We start from the raw sequence: 17,097 nt of genomic DNA, 5'->3' as shown, positions 1-17,097 counted from the left end.
TACCGTGAATGAAGCGATGCCATGTATGATGTGATTGTCGTGGGCGGCGGCTCTGCCGGCGCCGCCATTGCCGCGCGGTTGTCCGAGGATCAAAACCGGCGGGTGTTGCTGCTGGAAGCGGGCCTCGACTGGCGTGCCGATGAGGCGCCCTGGGAAATCAAGACGCCCAATCCGATTCCCATCATTCACCGTCGCGAATTCCAGGAGAAATGGCAGTGGCCGCATCTCCTGACCCGCCGTGTCGCAGGGCAGGAGCCGCGCTTTTATTGGCGCGGCAAGGGGCTGGGCGGCAGCTCGATGATGAATGGCCAGATCGCTATTCGCGGCGTCGCTCACGCCTTCGACGAATGGGCCGCCGCTGGCTGCACCGGCTGGTCCGCGCGCGAGATCATGCCTTTGTTCTCTGTGATCGAGGACGATTTGGAGTTTGGCGACGCCCCGGGGCACGGACGTGGAGGACCGCTGCCGGTCTACCGCGCACCTTCAGAGACATGGGGGCCGATCGATCGCGGCCTGCGGGACGCAGCGCTCGCCAGCGGCTATGGCTGGTGCGACGACCTCAACGGATCCGATGGCGAAGGCGTTGCGTGTTATCCGATCAACAGCCGTGACGGCCGGCGCATCACCACCAATGAAGGCTATCTCGAGCCCGCACGCGACCGCGCCAATCTGGAGATCCGCGGCAACGCGCTGGTCGACCGGGTCGTGATCACGGACGGCAAGGCCACCGGCGTTCGCGTGCACATCGAAGGGCAGGGCACCAGCGAGATCGCCGCGCGCGAGATCGTGCTGTGCGGCGGCGCGATCCATAGCCCGGCGATCCTGCTGCGATCGGGCATCGGTCCGGCGGACGAGCTGCAATCCATGGGCATTGCGGTCGAGCGCGATTTGCCGGTCGGCCGGAATTTCTTCGATCATCCGCTGTTTCGCACGACGATCCAGCTGCGCGAAGAGTTGCGCCCGACCGATCCGGATACCCGCCACACCAACTGCTGCGTCACCTATTCCTCCGGCCTCGCGGACGGCGGCAAGCGTGACATGATCATGATCGCGTTCAATCATCGCGGCATCGGAAATCCCGGCGCGATCGGCGCGGGACTGTTTAATGCCTATTCGCGCGGCTCGCTCAAGCTGGCCTCGGTCGACCCTGAGGTCGATCCGATCGTCGAGGAGAACATGCTGGCCGATCCCCGCGACATGCTGCGCATGAAGGATGCGGTCAGGAGACTGGCCGCGCTTGCCGTGCAACCAGCGCTCGCCGGCATCGCGGACTGGATCCGGTTCACGGATACCGACCTGACACTGCCGGCGGCCGCGGCGTTGCCGGAGCGCGAACTCGAATCGTTGCTGCTTCAGGAGACCGGCGACATCCAGCATGCGGCCGGCTCCTGCCGGATGACCGGCTTCAATGATACGGCCGGTGTGGTCAATCCGGATGGCACGGTGAAAGGCCTGGCCGGTCTGCGCGTCGCCGACGCCTCCATCATGCCGTCCGATTGCCGGGCCAACACGCATTTCACTACGGTGGTGATCGGTGAGGCGATCGCGCGCATGATGATGCGTTAAAGCGTGATGAGATGAGATTCGATCACCGACTAAGCCGTCATTGCTAGGAGCGACAGCGACGAAGCAATCCATTCTTCGTTTGACGCTATGGATTGCTTCGCTTCGCTCGCAATGACGAGGTGACTACCACTCACAGCAGCGGTGCCGTCATCCTGAGGTGCGAGCCCTTGCGAGCCTCGAAGGATGATGTTCAGCACTGTGCGTGCGGCCATCCTTCGAGGCGCGCAAGAAAGAGCGCGCACCTCAGGATGACGTTTTGCTAAGAAAAATTCGTCGAGCCATCAAATAAAGCTTGACAGCATTTAGGTGAGTTGCCCGTCGTGCCAATGTGTCGCAGCGATCGCGCTTGATCGCGAAGGCAAATCAGCTTCACTTCTTGTGCCATCCCGTCCCACCAGAGGGGCGTATGCGCATTCGTCACGAAACGCGGGTCGGGGTGCGATGGACGCAAAAGCTGCGACTGACGAGCGTGGCTGAAGCGGACGGCGAAGTCGTGTGGTCCTGACGCCCCAATGGCTGGTGTCAAGTTCGCAAGAAGCTCACGCTTCCTGGGAATGACGGTGACAAGCAAGCTATGGTCTCACCGGGGAGAGCACGAAGATAAGTCGTAACACCATTGCGCAGGGAAGGCCGGACTGCTTCCGCTGAACCTGTATGCTCATGTGCGTTTTTCTATCTACCCGTGCACATGAGACCGCGGGTGCAGCGCGCACCCGGTCTTCCCTGCGCCCTCTCTTTTTTGGGGCGAACGAATTTGCAAACCTCGGGCGCAGCGCGTCGCGAGAACGCGGAGTTATACCTCGCCGTCGTCCCGGCCTCCGCGCCGGGACCCATACGCCGTGTGTTCTCGTTTCGGCAGTGAAGCGGATACCTTTTCTAACAACCAAGGCCAGGGATTATGGGTCCCGGCGCAAGGCCGGGACGACGAAAGCTGAAAGCCTGCTGCCTCTGGATTGCTTCGCTAGCGCTCGCAATGACGGAATTGGATGATTGGCTGTCTGAAAATTGAATCGAGAAACGCGTCGTGCTTCGCCGACACTTGCCCATCAGGCTCGGAACGTCGGGTTCTCCGGTCGCCGCAGACCCAGATGGTCGCGCAATGTCGTGCCTTGATAGTCGGTGCGGTACAGGCCGCGCTCCTGAAGTATCGGCACCACGAGTTGCACGAAATCCTCAAGGCCTTCGTGGAAATATGGCGGCATCACGTTGAAGCCGTCCGCTGCGCGTTCGTCGAACCAATGCTGCAGGGTGTCGGCGATGCGCTCGGCCGAGCCGCACAATACCCAATGGCCGCGCGCGGCCGCAGTGAGGTTGTAGAGATCGCGCAACGTCATGTTGTCGCGTCGTGCCTTGGCGAGCATGACGCTGGCGAAGCTGTGATAGTTGTCGGACGGCTCAAGATCGGGAACCGGTCCGTCCAGATCATAGGCCGACATGTCGCGGCCGAAGCGTTCGGAGAGCATGGCGAGCGCGTTGCTGCCGCTGACGAAGCTCTGCAGCACGTTGAGCTTCTCGAATGCCTCCTTGTCGGTGCGGCCGACGATCGGCATAACGCCCGGCAGCACCGTGACGTCTTCCGCCCTGCGTCCGAACCCTGGCAGGCGGTTCTTGAGCGAGGCGTAGCCGGCCTTGGCTTCGTCGATGTCCTGCACGACCGAGAACACGATGTCCGCCGTGCGCGCGGCGAGCGCCTGTCCGGCCTCGGATCCACCGGCTTGCAGCACCAGCGGATGACCCTGTGGACTACGGCCAATGTTGAGCGGTCCCTTCACCTTGAAGAACGTGCCCTCATGATCGATCGCGCGCAGCCTGGCGGGATCGATGTAGAGCCCGCTTGTCCGGTCGGCGACGATGGCATCGTCCGCCCAGCCGTCCCACAGGCCCTTGACGACATCGAGGAACTCGCCGGCCATCTCGTAACGGCGGGCGTGATCGGGATGGGTGGTGCCGAAATTGGCGGCGGTTGCCGGATTGGCCGTCGTCACGGCATTCCACGCAGCGCGGCCGTTGCTGATGTGATCGAGCGAAGCGAAGACGCGCGCCACTGTGAACGGATCGCTGTAGGTGGTGGAGACGGTGGCTCCCAGTCCGATATGGCTGGTCGAGGTCGCGAGCGCGGCCAGCATCGTCAGCGGTTCGAGCCGCAACGTATAAGAGGGGTGGGCCGCGGCGTCGGCATAAAGGTTGTCGCCCACGAAGATCAGGTCGAATTTGCCGCGCTCGGCGATGCGGCCGATCTCTTGGATGGCGGGAAAATCCTGAAAACTGTCCACCGCGCCGGGATAACGCCAGCCGGCGACATGGCTGCCGGTACCCAGGATGAACAGGCCGAGATGCATCTGTCGTTTCATCGGATCATTTCCAAAACAGGATCTTGCGTTCGAGCAAGCCGATCAGGCCAAAGAAGCTCAGGCTGGCCGCCGACGCGACGAAGATCGCCGACCAGACCTGCACGAAATCAATCTGCAGCACGGCTTGGTAGATCACCCAGCCGAGCCCGCCATAGGCGCCGAGCATCTCGGTGATGATCGCGATGATGACGCTGCGGACCGTCGAGACGCGCATCCCGGCCAGCAGCAGCGGCAAGGCGGTCGGCAGCCGCAGGCGCCACAGGATGCTCAACCGGCCCGCGCCGAAGCTGCGCATCAAATCGACCGCGCGGCGATCGACACGATCAAGGCCTGCGAGGGTGGACAGGAAAACGGTGAAGCTAACCGCCATCGCCACCATGACCATCTTCGAGACGACGCCGATCCCGAACCAGAGCAGGATCAGCGGCGAATAGCCGACCACGGGCACCGCGTTGATGGCGGTCGCTGCCGGCAGGATCACGGTGCGGAGCACCGGCAGCATGGTGATCGCGACGGCAAGGCCGATACCGACCAGACAGCCCAGCCCGTAGCCGACCAGGGCTTCCAGCAGCGTATAGCCGGCCGCCTCGCTCAGCAGCGCGCGCTTGGACCACACGCCGGCTAGAATGTCGCTGACCGCAGGCAGAACATAGGATGGCAGATGCAGGCCGCGCGCGAGCCCCTCCCAGCACAACACCAGCAGGACCGCGCCAAGCACGCCCCGCTGGACGGCAAGTGATGAAGAGGGCAGGGCGGCGCTCATTGCTCGGCGCTCCAGAACACCAGCCGCCGTTCGGCCGCGGCAACGACGGCGTAGAAGCCGGTGCCGAGCAGGGCTGCGGCCAGCAGCGCGCCCCAGAGTGCGACCACGTTCTCGGTGTACATGGCCTGCAGCAGCAGCACGCCGATGCCGGTGGTGTCGCCGAACCATTCACCGACGATCGCGCCGACAAGGCTAAGCGATGAGGCAAGACGCAGCGCGACGAAGATGTGCGGCAGTGCGGTGGGAAGTTGCAGGCGCAGCAGCAACTGGCGGTTCGACGCGCCAAAACTCTTCATCAGCGCCACCAGCTTGGGATCGACGGTCTCGAGACCAAGCAGGGTGTTGACCGTGACCGGGAAGAAGGTGAGATAAAACGCGATCACGGCCTTGGCGAGCAGCGTGTTGCCGAACCACAGCACGACCAGTGCGCCAAAAGCGATGACGGGTATGGTCTGCGATACCACGAAGATCGGGAAGATCATCTCGCGAAGCGCCCGTAGGCGGAAGAAGGCGATGCCGATCAGCACGCCGAAGGCGCCGCCTGCCGCAAACCCGATCAAGGTTTCGGCCAGCGTCCGCAAAAAACCGTCGAGATAGGCGCGGGGCGTTGCCGCCATCGCCGCCAGGATTGCGCTCAGGCGCGGCAGGTAGGCGGGCCGGATGCCGAACAGCTGCACCGAGCCTTCCCAGAGCAGCGCCGTGACGGCGAGGCCAAGCAGCAACCGCGCCGTCTTGCGCATCCAGCCGGGAAGACGGCCCGGCCGCAAGCCCGCGGCGGCTTTATCTTCGACGAGCGATGCCGTCGAGCCGATGCTCACGGCATCCGTTCCGGGAGCGGCACGCTTTGGATGAAGCTTGAATCATAGGCCGCGGCGAGGTCGAGCGGCTTGGAGATCACGCCGTATTTCAAAAAGAAGTCGTGAGCCGTCTTGATCGCGTCAGGGTCGATCCAGAACAAGCCGTCTTGTCCAGCCTTGCCCGCCATCATCAGGCGCTTCACCTCCGTGAGCATGAACTCCTGCTGCGCGCGATCGAGCGTCGGAGCAACGGCCATCACGGTGTCGACGGCGCCTTTCGGATCGGCGAAAGCATCCTTCCAGCCCTTCAGCGAGGCGCGCAGGAACGCCTTGACGAGGTCGGGCTTTTCCTTGGCGGTCGTCTCCGAAACGATCAGCGTATCGCGGGGGAAAGTGATGCCGTAGTCCTCGGCGACGAAGGTCTTCAGGCTGTCCTTCGGCATGCGCGACTGGATCGTATAGAATTCGTTGTAATAGGTCGCGGTGATGACGTCGACGCTGCCGTCGACGAACGGTGTCACCGAGACCTGCTGCGGCTGGATTTTCACCTCGTCGGCCTTGATGCCTTCCTTCGCCAGCATGCCGTTCAGCACATGGTTGGCGCCGGTGAACCAGGTGGTGACGGTCTTGCCCTTGAAGTCCTGCAGCGTCTTCACCGGGCCGTCCTTGCGGGTGACGAAGATGAACGGTGTGATCTGGTGCGAGACGCCGATGCAGACGACGGGTAAGCCCTTGTCGCGCGCGGCGAACACGCTGTCGGTGCCGCCGGACAGGCCGAACGTGTCGGCACCTGTCGCCACCAGATTTTCCGTCAGCAGATTGGGGCCACCGGGATTGATGGTGAGATCGATCCCTTCCGCCTTGTAGTAGCCCTTTGCCGCTGCGACGTAGAACCCGGCGAACTGCGCCTGTGGCAGCCATTTCAAGCGAAGGCTCGCCTTGGCGAGAGGTTCGGCCGCAGCGGAAACGGATGCAGCCGGGAAGCCGGCCGTCAGCGCCACAGCGGCAACGGCGGCGAGGGCATGGCGTCGGCTCAACGTCGGCTTGAACATGATCGGGCTCCTGGCGTCGGGTTGAGGATCAGTTGCGATAGGACGGATCGGTGCGGTCGAGCTGGCGCATCAGCGCCGGCCATTCGCGTTCGCCGGGAACGAGAATATCGCCCTGCAATTCCCAGAACTGCCGTGCGGCCTTCTCGCAGACCTCGTGCGGCGGCATCACCAATCCGGCGCCGGCGGCCGTCGCTGCCTGCATTTGCAGCTGGATGCGCGCGGCGCGCTCGAAATAGTACAACAGCATGAAGGCTTCGCCGGGCGTGCGGCCGACGGTCAGGATGCCGTGGTTGCGCATCAGCATCACCTTGTGCGGGCCGAGATCGCGCACCAGCCGCGCCTGTTCGTCGAGATCGATGGCGACGCCTTCATAGTCGTGGAAGGCCTGGCGGTCATAGAAGCGCATCGCGAATTGGCTGAGCGGCAGCAGGCCCTTTTCCTGGCCGGAGACGGCGACGCTGGCGTCCGAATGGGTGTGCAGCACGCAGACGGCGTCGTGGTTCGAGGTATGGATCGCGGCATGGATGACGAAGGCGGCGACATTGACGTTGTGCGAGGTCTCGTCGAGCTTGCCACCCTTGGTGTTGATCTTGACGAGGCTCGACGCGGTGATCTCGTCGAACAACAGACCATAGGGGTTGATGAGGAACTGGTCCTGGTGCCCCGGCACGCGCGCCGAAATGTGATTGTAGATCATGTCGTCCATGCCGAGCCTGGCGACCATGCGATAGCAGGCGGCGAGCGTGACGCGGGCCTCCCATTCGGCTGGATCGATCCGGCGCGCCGCGGCAGACGACGGCGGGCTTATCGATTGCACGTTCATTTAGCCTTCTCCTCGGCGACCGCGGATTGGAACGACTTCATGCTCTCCTCCTCGATGGCATCGAGCAGCGTGCGCTTGAGGCGGACGAATTCCGGAGCGGTGACGATCTCGGGCCGGCGCGGACGCGGCAGGTCAACCACCTGTTCGAGTTTTACGGAGCCGGGGCGGGCGGTCATGACAAGCACGCGATCGCCGAGGAAGATCGCCTCATCGACGTCATGGGTGATGAAAAGAATGGTGCGCCGGTATTTCTGCCAGACGTCGAGCAGCCAGCGTTGCATCATCGCTCGGGTGAGGGCGTCGAGCGCGCCGAACGGTTCGTCCAGCAGCATCAGGTCGCGCTCGAACAGGAAGGTGCGCATCAGCGCCACGCGCTGACGCATGCCGCCGGACAATTGATGCGGATACTGCTTCTCGAAGCCGGCGAGGCCGAACTCCGGCAGCATCTTGAGCGCCTTGGCGCGTGCCTCCGCGCGCGGCATGCCCTCGACCTCGAGCGCGAGGATGGCGTTGTCCACGACATTGCGCCAGGGCAACAGCAGATCCTGTTGGGGCATAAACGAAACGCGACCGAGCAGGTCTGCCGCGTGGCAGCTGTTACCTTCGAAGCGCAGGATGCCACCGGCGTCCGGCTCTTCCAGGCCCGCCACGATATTGAAAAGCGTGCTCTTGCCGCAACCGCTGGGACCCACGACCGTGACAAATTCGCCGGGGGCGACGCTCGCTTCGAAGTCCGCCAGCGCCGTGACCGGTCCGAAGCTCTTGGTCACCGCGCGTAATTCGAGCAGGGGCTTGGCGGCGGCCTCCGGCGATCCGGCGGCAATCGGCGTAACACTGGTTTGAAGCGCGGCCTGCACGGAGGGGAGATCCCTTTGTATAATGACGGCCATCTCGCGCATACGGAGATGGGACCGATCGGAAATCTCTTAGCAACTCGTGTGCCAGAGCCGTTTTGAGCAAACTGGGCATGAAATTTGCCGGGTCTCGGCGTCCCAATACGTTGGAATCAGGTGTGTCTTGGGCGAAATGTGGGGCTCCATTGAACCTGCGCATTCATATTTGTATACTTAGATAGAAGTTGGAGAAACATGGTGGCGGGTTCAGGTGCACATATCGAAGGCAAAAGTACCAAAAACGGGCACGATTCCCTTGCTGCGAGCCCCGGCATAACGCTCGCGGAGAGTCTGCGCCAAAAACTGGAAGAGGCGATCGCGGCCGGCCGCCTCGAGCCCGGCAGCCGCCTCGATGAGCAGGAGATCGCACAGCGCTTCGGTGTCTCGCGGACACCGGTGCGGGAGGCGTTCCGGCTGATGGCCGCCAACCATCTGGTCGAGTTGCGTGGCCGCCAGGGCGCCATCGTGCGCGCCATCAAGGCCGAGGCGCTGATCGAGATGTTCCAGGTGATGGCTGAGCTGGAAGGCCTCTGTGCGCGGCTCGCCGCGCGGCGCGCACCGCAGACCTGGGGGCATGAAATTTCAGTTATTCATCAGCGGCTTATCGTTGCGGGTGAGACCGGCAACATCGATCTGTTTTACGACGTCAACCAGGAGTTCCACGAAGCCATCTATGATGCCTCACGCAATGCCTATGTCGCCGATCAAACGCGAAAACTGCGCAACCAAGTGGCGGCCTATCGCCGCCGGGTGACGCGCATGCCGAACCGGATCGCCGACACAGTTCGCGAGCACGAAGCGATCATGCAGGCGATCCTCGCCCACGATCCGGAGCGGGCCCATAGCGCCATGCGCGATCACGTCAATCTCTTGGGCGACAATCTCCTGGACTTCCTCGCCGCCTTCAAGTGACGTCGACGTCTCTTGGTATGCAAATTGCTAGGTCTTGTATATCTGATTTGCATCCTGGAGACATCGCGTGGAACTCAAGCTAACGAACAAGACGGCGCTGATCACGGGCGCCTCGAAGGGCATCGGGCTTGCGGTGGCCGAGGTGTTGGCCGCGGAAGGGTGCCATCTGCATCTGGCGGCGCGCAACGGCGAGGCCATGCAGCAAGCCAAGCAAGTCCTCGAAGTCCGCCATGGCGTCAAAGTCACCACCCACGCGCTCGACCTGTCGAGCACGGCGGCGATGGAAAAGCTCGCGGCCGAGGTCGGCGACATCGACATCCTGATCAACAATGCCGGCGACATCCCGGCCGGCTCGCTCGAGATCCTCGACGACGCCGCCTGGCGCCGCGGTTTCGATCTCAAGGTGTTCGGCTACATCACCCTGTCGCGGCTTTATTATCCGCGGATGAAAGGCAAGGACGGTGTCATCCTCAACATCATCGGCAATTCCGGCGAGAACTGGGATGCGAGCTATATCGCCGGCTCGACCGGCAATGCGGCGCTGATGTCCTTTACCAAAGCGCTCGGCGGCGCCAGCCTCAATCACGGCGTCCGTGTTGTCGCGGTCAATCCAGGTCCGGTCGCGACCGACCGCATGCTCAAGATCATGAAACTCAAGGCCACCGATATGCTCGGCGACGAGAGCCGCTGGGAAGAATTGTTCGACAAATATCCCGGCAAGCGTCCGGCGACGTCGGAAGAAGTCGCCGATCTCGTCGCCTTCCTGTCCTCGCCCAAGGCCGGTTACATCACGGGCACGGTGGTGACGATCGACGGCGGCATTGCCGCTCGCGGCTCCGTGATCTAGGGCCGTACGCCGATGTCGAAGCCTCAATCTGCCGCCCTGATCCGCAACCGCTATTTCGATGAGCTTTCGGCAACGCCGGGTCTCTACTGGCTCGGCCAGAACACCAACCACATCGAAAGCCATCCTGCCGTGCGCGACGCGATGTTGCGCTCGATCGAGGCCGGCGAATTCAATGCCTATGCGCCGCCGCTTGGCTTCGAGGCTCTACGCAGCGCGATCGTGACCGATCTCGGCACGCCCGGCGCCGAAGCGCTGGTGACCGAAGGCGGCGTCAATGCGCTGGCGATGATCTGCCGCGCGCGCTGCAAGCCGGGTACCACGCTGGTCACCACCGACCCGACCTGGAAATGGCCGTGCCTGTTCGCACGCCAGCAGGGCGCGGAGGTGATCGAGATCCCGATCTATGATCCAGCCTGCAATTACCGCCTGACGGCCGAAGCGCTGAAGGCCCACGTCGACGAGCGCACGGCGATCATCTATCTCGTGGATCCCAACAACCCGCTGGGCATCCGCTATACCCGCGAGGAGATCGAGAGCTTTGCCGCGATCGCGCGCGATTGCGGCGCACTCTTGGTGCACGATTGCACCTATCGCGATTTCGCCGATGGACATACGCCGGCGCTGCATGTCGCACCGGAAGGCACAGTCGTCTCCATGAGCTTTTCCAAATGGCTCGGCCTCGCAGGTTTGCGCATCGGCGCGCTGGTTGCGGCACCCGGGCTGTTCGATGAATTGGCGCAGACCTCGACCAGCGTGCTCGGCGCGAGCGTCGTTGCCCAGCGTGCCGCGCAGGCCGGGCTTGCCGTCAAGACCGAATGGATGACCAAGGTCCGCGCCGTCGACCATGCGAACAAAGTCATGATCCGGGAAGCTACTGCCTCGATCGAGGGGCTTGCGCTGCCGATCTTTCCCTCGCACGGCAATTTTCTGGTGCTGGAAACCGTGGCTGCCGGCATTCGCCCGGAAGCGCTGGTCGAATGCTATCGCCGGCAGGGCATCATGATCCGGCAGGGTACTTACCACACGCAACGCTTTGGCGATCGCTTCGTGAAGGTCAGTACCTCCGTCCCCGCCAACTGGGTGGAAAAGTTCTGCACGCTGCTGCCCGAGATGGTCGCACAGGCGCGCACGCTGAACGATCTGCCGCCGCAATTCTGAAGGAGTTTTGTCGATGACGATGATCACCACCAGGGATGGCGTGAAGCTCTATGTGGAAGAAACGGGCGAAGGCACACCGATCCTCTTCATTCACGAATTCGGCGGTAATCAAGCAAGCTGGGAGCCGCAGCTGCGTTTTTTCAGCCGCCGCCATCGCTGTATCAGCTATGCCGCGCGCGGCTATCCACCGTCGGATGTGCCGGAGAGCGTCGATTCTTATTCGCAGGCCATCGCCGCGGACGATGCCGTCGCCGTGCTCGACGCCCTCGTAATCGACAAGGCGCACATCGTGGGGCTCTCGATGGGCGGCTTCTGCACTGTGCATTTTGGCCTGCGCACGCCGCAGCGTGCACTGTCGCTATTGGTCGCCGGCGCCGGTTATGGTTGCGAGAAGGAATACGAAGAGTATTTTCGCGGCGTTTCGCTGGAAGTTGCCGACAATTTCGAACGGCAGGGCGCGAAGGAATTCTCGAAGGTGTACGCGCTCGGCGCGAGCCGGGTGCAGTTTCAGAACAAGGACCCGCGCGGCTGGCAGGAGTTCGCCGATCGCCTTGCCACCCATTCCGATCGCGGGGCGGCCAATACCATGCGCGGCGTGCAGGCGCGCCGGCCGTCGTTCTATGATCTCGAAGACCGACTTAAGCAAATGCAGGTGCCGACGCTGGTGGTGGTTGGTGACGAGGACGACCATTGCCTGCAGCCCGGCATCTTCCTGAAGAAGACGATTCCGGCTTGCGGGCTCTCGGTCTTCCCCAAGACCGGTCACACCCTCAATCTCGAGGAACCGGCGGCGTTCAACGCGCTGTTGGCCGAATTCATCGCCCAGGTCGAAGCCGGCCACTGGCTGCCGCGCGATCCGCGCGCACTGCCGGGCCAAATCATGCGCACCAAATAGTTCGATGGCTCCCGTCTCTTGGATCGATGCCGACCGGCTTTGGGGGCGCTTGATGGCGCTCGCGGAGATCGGCGCGACGCCGGCCGGCGGCGTCAACCGGCAGGCGTTAAGCGACGGCGAGATTGCGGCCTGGCATAGCGTGATCAATTGGGCGCGGGAAGCGGGCTTGACGGCGGCGACCGATCCGGCGGGCAATCTGTTTCTGACGCTTGCCGGGCGCGATCCTACGGCGCCGCCCATTCTGATCGGCAGTCATCTCGATAGCCAGCCGACCGGTGGAAAGTTCGATGGTGCGGCGGGTGTCATGGCGGCGCTTGAGGCCGCGGTCTCGCTGACGGAGCGGGGCGAGATACCGGCGCGTGATATCATCGTGGTCGCCTGGATGAACGAGGAGGGCTGTCGTTTCGCCCCTGGCATGATGGGCTCGGAAACGTTCGCGGGCGAGCGAGGCATTTCGGCGATCCGTGCCACGCGCGATGCCAGCGGCATCAGCGTCGGTGAAGCGTTGGACCGGCTCCATGCGGCCTTTCCCGATCTGCCCCGCAAGCCGCTTGGCTTTGCGGTCGACGCCTATGTCGAACTGCATATCGAGCAGGGCCCATTGCTGGAAGCGGCGGCGAGCACGATCGGTGTCGTCACCGGCATCCAGGGCAAGAAGACCTTTCAGGTGGTGGTCGAAGGTGTTGAGGGGCACGCCGGAACCTTGCCTCAGCGGGAAAGGCGCGACGCGCTCGCCGCGTTTGCCCGGATGGCGACCGCGCTCCACGCCGAGATCGGCGCGATCGATGCCGAAATCAAGTTCACCATCGGCCGCGTCATGGCCGAACCGAACGCGCCGTCGGTGGTGCCCTCGCGAGTCACCTTCAGCATCGATCTGCGTCATCCGGACAATTCCGTGCTCAACCAAGCGGGCGCGCGCGTCGGGTTGCTCTGCAGCCGGCATGCATCGCCTTGCATGGTCACGGTGACGCCGCTGGTCGACGCCCACTCGAACCAGTTCGATGCGAGCTTGCGCGAGCGGATTGCGCAGGCCGCACGCGACCAGGACTTTCCGGCCATGGTCATCCTGTCGGCTGCCGGGCACGACGCACGCCATTTGGCCAAGGTGTGTCCGGCGGCGATGATCTTCATCCCGTGCCGGGATGGCGCAAGCCATGTGGAGCACGAATGGACCGAACCAGCCGATGTCGCCGCGGGTGCGTCGGTTCTGGCGCAGGTGCTGCACGAGCTTGCGTTCGCCGGGCGTTGAGCGCTTCACATATGTAAATCGTATCGCATCACCCCTTCTTTGATATTTGACGTATCGGCACAACAAGATGCACTTTTGTTGAATGAATGAAGGATTCGAGGGGCCATGGCGCCGTACAAAAATAAAGCTCTGATCCGCAAGGACAAGCCTTTGCATCGAGTCTGTACGAGCCGACAATTCCAGTCTTGACGCGACCAGCCTTCACGAGGACCCTGCGCAAGATGGCGCCTGCTTCGGTAGAGCGAGGTGTGCATTTGATTGGCGTCGCGTCTTTTCAGTGTTGAGATGCCCTTATGACTTACAGCGTTCCGACCTCTGTGCCAGTTTGTCCGCCCTTGCAGCTCTCAAGGCAGTCCAGTGGTCATCTATCGTTCCGTTCGCGTGGAGACGGAGAGACGATCCTTTTTCTGCACGGCTTGCTGGGCAGTTCCAAAAGTTGGGCGTTCCAGTTTGACCGCCTTTCCCGCGATTACTGCGTAGTCGCGTGGGATGCCCCGGGGTATGGGCAATCCGACATGGTCTCAGCCTCGATCGAAGCATTCGTCGAAGCGTTGCGCGAATTTGTTACGAAGATCGGCCAGCCGAAGGTTTCTCTTGTCGGACATTCAATGGGTGGAACGGTTGCCGCATGCTTTGCGGCAACGTTTCCAGAGCTGGTTTCGCGTCTGGTGTTGTCGTGTTCGCACGCCGGCTATGGCGATCCGGAAACCGCGCCGATGTCCGCGAAATTCGAGCGCCGGATGCGCGAGTTTAACGAAATCGGCCACGCTGCATATGGATTGAACCGGGCGCGGGACATTTTACCCGACTCTGTCCCAGCTTGTGTATTTGACTATGCTGCAAAGATTGCTTCCGAAACCAATCCGGAAGGTTTGCGCAGGGCGACGCGAATGTTACAGCGTGCCAACAATCGTCCACTCTTGCCCAAACTCAAAATTCCGACGCTGATTCTAACCGGGGAAATGGATACTGACGTTCACCCAAACCTGAAAGCCGACCTGCTCAGGCTGACACCGGCCACAAGACATGTGGAAATGCCGCGTCTCGGTCACGCTCCCTATTTCGAGGCGCCAGATTACTACAGCAGCCTGATCGAAGACTTCCTCTCGGGAAAATAGCACAAGCAAGGAGCCGCGCTTGTTGGGCCTTTTGATCGGCGTTGCGGTCGTTGCCGTTGCTGCAACCTTGATCGCCCGGAACTATCAGCCGCAAACTGTTTTGCTCGTGACCGGGTTGATCCTGTTGGCATTGACCTCGCTTGTTTTTCCCGACCATTCCATCTTGTATCAGAACGCCAAATCGATCGGGTGGAAGGGATTTGACGTTTTCGCCTTCGTCAAGGAATCGCTGATCGCGCAGATCAGCGGGATCGGATTGATCATCATGGCCTCGGCAGCGTTCGCCGACTACATGGACCATATTGGCGCAACCGCGAGCATGGTGAGATTCTGCATCAAGCCGCTCAGGCTGATCAAGGCGCCGTATCTCATCCTGGCGTCAGGTTACGTTCTCGGCCAATGTCTTCACGTCGCCATCCCGAGCGCCGCCGGGCTCGCCATGCTTTTGCTTGTTACGTTTTTTCCGATGATGGTTTCACTCGGTGTCAGCAAACCAGCCGCGGCTGCGATGATTGCGCTTTGCTCTTTTATGGATATCGGGCCTGCCGTGGGGACGGCGAACCTTGCCGCCAGGACAGCCGGTATTCCGCCGGCGGTATATTTCGTTCGGGATCAGATTCCGGTCGTCGTATGGGTCGTCGGGGTGGTCGCGATCCTGCTGTTTTTTTCTGCCCGGTATCTTGACAGAGGAAGAGACGGCAGCATCTTTCGGGCTCAGCCCGAACCTGCAATCGACGAGCAGGTACGCGATGATGCTCCTGGCTTTTATGCCTTGCTGCCGCTCGTTCCGATCACGCTGATTCTGGTGTTCAGTCCGCTCCTCGTCGGCGAGGTGACGATGGATGTCGTTACCGCGATGGTCATTGGCTCCGTGGCGGGCCTGATCTGCGAATTGCTCGTCAAGCGCGACATCCGGACGGCGTTCAAGGGTTTCCAGGTTTTTTTCAATGGTATCGGATCGAGCTTTGCCGGTGTGGTGTCCTTGCTGGTCTGCGCTGATGTGTTTGCGCACGGCCTGGAAGTTGTTGGGGCGGTGGACTACATGATCGGCTCGGTGCGCGATGCGGGCTTCGGAATCAATGTGATGGCCCTCGCCATGACGTTGATGGTCGGTGTAACCGCTATGATTACCGGCTCCGGCGTCGCGGCTTTCTTTGCATTCTCGGGCCTGGCTCCCGGCATCGCGACAAATTTCGGGGTCAGTGCGGTCACCATGCTTCTTCCTATGCAATTGATGGCCGGAATGGGACGAGCCATTTCACCCGTGTCCGGCGTCATCATTGCGGTCAGCAAGGCCGGCGAATGCCGGCCATTCGAAATCGTCGGACGCACCATCATCCCGTCAATCGGCGGGATGGTCACGATGATACTGGTCAACTATCTCCGGAACGGATGATTAGAAGGGACTGGAGCCCCGTTCCGATGGAATCGGAACGGGGCTCTAGTCTTTTGTTTTGACGCGTTTTCTTGACGCGAACCGGTGGCCACGGAGCCTGTCATCGGGCGCGCATTCGCGCGACCCGTTGGCTTGAAAACGCTCTGGCTTGTTACGGCGGCGGACTCACAAATCAATCCGAACGCTCGCTCTTGACCAGTTTTCGACAAAGCTCGATGAAATCCGTAACGATCGGTCGAACCTCACCTCGCCGGCAGACAAGAGTCAGCGGTGCGACCAGCGACGGCGCATCCAATATCGGACAATAGGCGATGCCTTCCTGACGGATTTCTCGGATCGAGGCGGGTATCAGCGAAATACCCACGCCGGCGGCGATCAGGTTGATGCTGGTCAGCATCTGTTCCACCTCGGCGACAATCAGTGGTTCGAAGCCGGCCTTGTGGCAGGCATCAACGACGTTGCTGTACATGCCCGGAGCGGCATGGCGGCGCACCAGAATCATCCGCTCGCCTGCCAGTGCGCTGAGGGGGATTGGCGCGTTCGCGCCCGAAGCCGTGCGGCGAATGAGATGGTGGTCAGCCGGCAGTGCGATCAACATATTTTCCCGGGCCAATTCCTTAAAAATCAGATCCGCCGGTCGCGCCACGGCCGCGCGAATGATTGCGACCTGCACATCCTGGCGAAGCAGTGCTTCGGTCAGGCCAGCCGCGCTGCTCGCACGCAGATCGAGCGCTACCGCGGCGTGACTGTCGGCATAGGCGCGCAACGTGCGCGTCACCGCCGGATGCAGCGAAGCTGAAGTCGTCAGGCCGATCGAGATCCGGCCGCGCTGGCCCATGGCAGCGGCGCGAGCCCGCGCTCTCGCACGCTCGACCGCGCTCAGCACCGTTTGCGCTTCTTCCAGGAATGCCTCGCCCGCCGGAGTGAGCTCTACGCCCCGCGGCAGGCGGGTGAACAGCTTGGTGCCCAGTTCGTCCTCCAGCGCGCGGATTTGCAGACTGAGCGGAGGTTGCTGCAACCCGAGCCGTGCCGCCGCTCGCGTCATGTGCCGCTCTTCGGCGACGGCCAGGAAATACCGGATATGACGCAGTTCCATGGAATCCGATCCATATGTTTAAGATATGGATTATGCGATCACAATATATTTTACAATCACTCTCTTGCCCGATTAGAACGAAATCCGGGTTCGCACACGAACTCCAAAAAAGACGGCTGCCAATAGAGCGGCGATTACAAAGGGGGGATAGCTATGCCGATTTGTTGGAGTGGCGCCGGTC

The 17,097-nt window shown here is 62.1% G+C and carries 15 protein-coding genes; 8 read left to right on the top strand and 7 right to left on the bottom strand.

The genetic code is table 11. The annotated features are described in order from the left end of the window. Window positions 1-21: 21 nt before the first annotated feature. A complete protein-coding gene (locus GSQ88_RS26935) occupies window positions 22-1,566 on the top strand; it encodes a GMC family oxidoreductase (RefSeq protein ID WP_159010788.1) in 1,545 nt (514 codons plus the stop codon). Window positions 1,567-2,612: 1,046 nt separating this feature from the next. On the opposite strand, the gene GSQ88_RS26930 is transcribed toward GSQ88_RS26935, so the two are convergent. From GSQ88_RS26930 to GSQ88_RS26905, 6 genes are read right to left on the bottom strand one after another with little or no spacing between them, the layout of a single operon-like run. Continuing rightward, the gene (locus tag GSQ88_RS26930) at window positions 2,613-3,917 is read right to left on the bottom strand and encodes an LLM class flavin-dependent oxidoreductase (RefSeq protein WP_159010787.1); all 1,305 of its coding nucleotides are present in this window, start codon (window positions 3,915-3,917) and stop codon (window positions 2,613-2,615) included. 4 nt (window positions 3,918-3,921) lie between these two features. Beyond that, window positions 3,922-4,680 (bottom strand): ABC transporter permease, encoded by a 759-nt coding sequence (locus tag GSQ88_RS26925; RefSeq protein WP_159010786.1) that lies wholly within the window; start codon window positions 4,678-4,680, stop codon window positions 3,922-3,924. Further along, the gene (locus tag GSQ88_RS26920; protein ID WP_246785025.1) at window positions 4,677-5,498 is read right to left on the bottom strand and encodes an ABC transporter permease; all 822 of its coding nucleotides are present in this window, start codon (window positions 5,496-5,498) and stop codon (window positions 4,677-4,679) included. The genes GSQ88_RS26925 and GSQ88_RS26920 overlap by 4 nt, the downstream gene beginning before the upstream one ends. Continuing rightward, entirely contained in the window at window positions 5,495-6,529 is a 1,035-nt protein-coding gene (locus GSQ88_RS26915; protein WP_159010785.1) for an ABC transporter substrate-binding protein, read from the bottom strand. Before GSQ88_RS26915 ends, GSQ88_RS26920 begins: the two co-directional genes overlap by 4 nt. Window positions 6,530-6,557: 28 nt before the next feature. Further along, window positions 6,558-7,352: a class II aldolase/adducin family protein gene (locus tag GSQ88_RS26910; protein WP_159010784.1), complete on the bottom strand. Its 795-nt coding sequence runs from the start codon at window positions 7,350-7,352 to the stop codon at window positions 6,558-6,560. After that, window positions 7,349-8,176 carry an ABC transporter ATP-binding protein gene (locus GSQ88_RS26905; RefSeq protein WP_159010983.1) on the bottom strand — a complete coding sequence of 276 codons (828 nt, stop codon included), beginning with the start codon at window positions 8,174-8,176 and terminating at the stop codon, window positions 7,349-7,351. The genes GSQ88_RS26910 and GSQ88_RS26905 overlap by 4 nt, the downstream gene beginning before the upstream one ends. Window positions 8,177-8,443: 267 nt before the next feature. Between GSQ88_RS26905 and GSQ88_RS26900 the strand changes: the two genes are divergently transcribed. The 7 genes from GSQ88_RS26900 to dcuC all read left to right on the top strand — a co-directional run bounded on the left by GSQ88_RS26900 (window position 8,444) and on the right by dcuC (window position 15,820). Beyond that, window positions 8,444-9,157 carry a GntR family transcriptional regulator gene (locus GSQ88_RS26900; protein ID WP_210253897.1) on the top strand — a complete coding sequence of 238 codons (714 nt, stop codon included), beginning with the start codon at window positions 8,444-8,446 and terminating at the stop codon, window positions 9,155-9,157. A gap of 67 nt (window positions 9,158-9,224) precedes the next feature. After that, window positions 9,225-10,004: an SDR family oxidoreductase gene (locus GSQ88_RS26895; protein ID WP_159010783.1), complete on the top strand. Its 780-nt coding sequence runs from the start codon at window positions 9,225-9,227 to the stop codon at window positions 10,002-10,004. A 12-nt stretch (window positions 10,005-10,016) separates the two neighbouring features. Continuing rightward, complete coding sequence (locus tag GSQ88_RS26890; RefSeq protein ID WP_159010782.1) at window positions 10,017-11,162, top strand: pyridoxal phosphate-dependent aminotransferase; 1,146 nt, start codon at window positions 10,017-10,019, stop codon at window positions 11,160-11,162. A gap of 13 nt (window positions 11,163-11,175) precedes the next feature. After that, the gene (locus tag GSQ88_RS26885; RefSeq protein ID WP_159010781.1) at window positions 11,176-12,057 is read left to right on the top strand and encodes an alpha/beta fold hydrolase; all 882 of its coding nucleotides are present in this window, start codon (window positions 11,176-11,178) and stop codon (window positions 12,055-12,057) included. 4 nt (window positions 12,058-12,061) lie between these two features. After that, entirely contained in the window at window positions 12,062-13,306 is a 1,245-nt protein-coding gene (locus tag GSQ88_RS26880) for a Zn-dependent hydrolase (RefSeq protein WP_159010780.1), read from the top strand. A gap of 293 nt (window positions 13,307-13,599) precedes the next feature. Further along, window positions 13,600-14,424 (top strand): alpha/beta fold hydrolase, encoded by an 825-nt coding sequence (locus tag GSQ88_RS26875; protein WP_159010779.1) that lies wholly within the window; start codon window positions 13,600-13,602, stop codon window positions 14,422-14,424. A 19-nt stretch (window positions 14,425-14,443) separates the two neighbouring features. Next, the gene (gene dcuC, locus GSQ88_RS26870; protein ID WP_159010778.1) at window positions 14,444-15,820 is read left to right on the top strand and encodes a C4-dicarboxylate transporter DcuC; all 1,377 of its coding nucleotides are present in this window, start codon (window positions 14,444-14,446) and stop codon (window positions 15,818-15,820) included. A 172-nt stretch (window positions 15,821-15,992) separates the two neighbouring features. Here the strand turns inward: dcuC and GSQ88_RS26865 are convergent, their stop codons facing one another. Next, entirely contained in the window at window positions 15,993-16,916 is a 924-nt protein-coding gene (locus tag GSQ88_RS26865; RefSeq protein WP_159010777.1) for a LysR family transcriptional regulator, read from the bottom strand. Window positions 16,917-17,097 lie beyond the last annotated feature (181 nt).

Source organism: Bradyrhizobium sp. S69, assembly GCF_009766005.1.
GTDB lineage: Bacteria > Pseudomonadota > Alphaproteobacteria > Rhizobiales > Xanthobacteraceae > Bradyrhizobium.
Note: the sequence above shows the minus strand (reverse complement) of the source record. Positions and strands in the feature narration are given on the sequence as shown.

Coding starts and splice junctions, on each gene's coding strand:
- GSQ88_RS26935 (WP_159010788.1), top strand. CDS start 22: ATGTATGATGTGATTGTCGTGGGCGGCGGCTCTGCCGGCGCCGCCATT.
- GSQ88_RS26930 (WP_159010787.1), bottom strand. CDS start 3,917: ATGAAACGACAGATGCATCTCGGCCTGTTCATCCTGGGTACCGGCAGC.
- GSQ88_RS26925 (WP_159010786.1), bottom strand. CDS start 4,680: ATGAGCGCCGCCCTGCCCTCTTCATCACTTGCCGTCCAGCGGGGCGTG.
- GSQ88_RS26915 (WP_159010785.1), bottom strand. CDS start 6,529: ATGTTCAAGCCGACGTTGAGCCGACGCCATGCCCTCGCCGCCGTTGCC.
- GSQ88_RS26910 (WP_159010784.1), bottom strand. CDS start 7,352: ATGAACGTGCAATCGATAAGCCCGCCGTCGTCTGCCGCGGCGCGCCGG.
- GSQ88_RS26890 (WP_159010782.1), top strand. CDS start 10,017: ATGTCGAAGCCTCAATCTGCCGCCCTGATCCGCAACCGCTATTTCGAT.
- GSQ88_RS26885 (WP_159010781.1), top strand. CDS start 11,176: ATGACGATGATCACCACCAGGGATGGCGTGAAGCTCTATGTGGAAGAA.
- GSQ88_RS26880 (WP_159010780.1), top strand. CDS start 12,062: ATGGCTCCCGTCTCTTGGATCGATGCCGACCGGCTTTGGGGGCGCTTG.
- GSQ88_RS26875 (WP_159010779.1), top strand. CDS start 13,600: ATGACTTACAGCGTTCCGACCTCTGTGCCAGTTTGTCCGCCCTTGCAG.
- GSQ88_RS26865 (WP_159010777.1), bottom strand. CDS start 16,916: ATGGAACTGCGTCATATCCGGTATTTCCTGGCCGTCGCCGAAGAGCGG.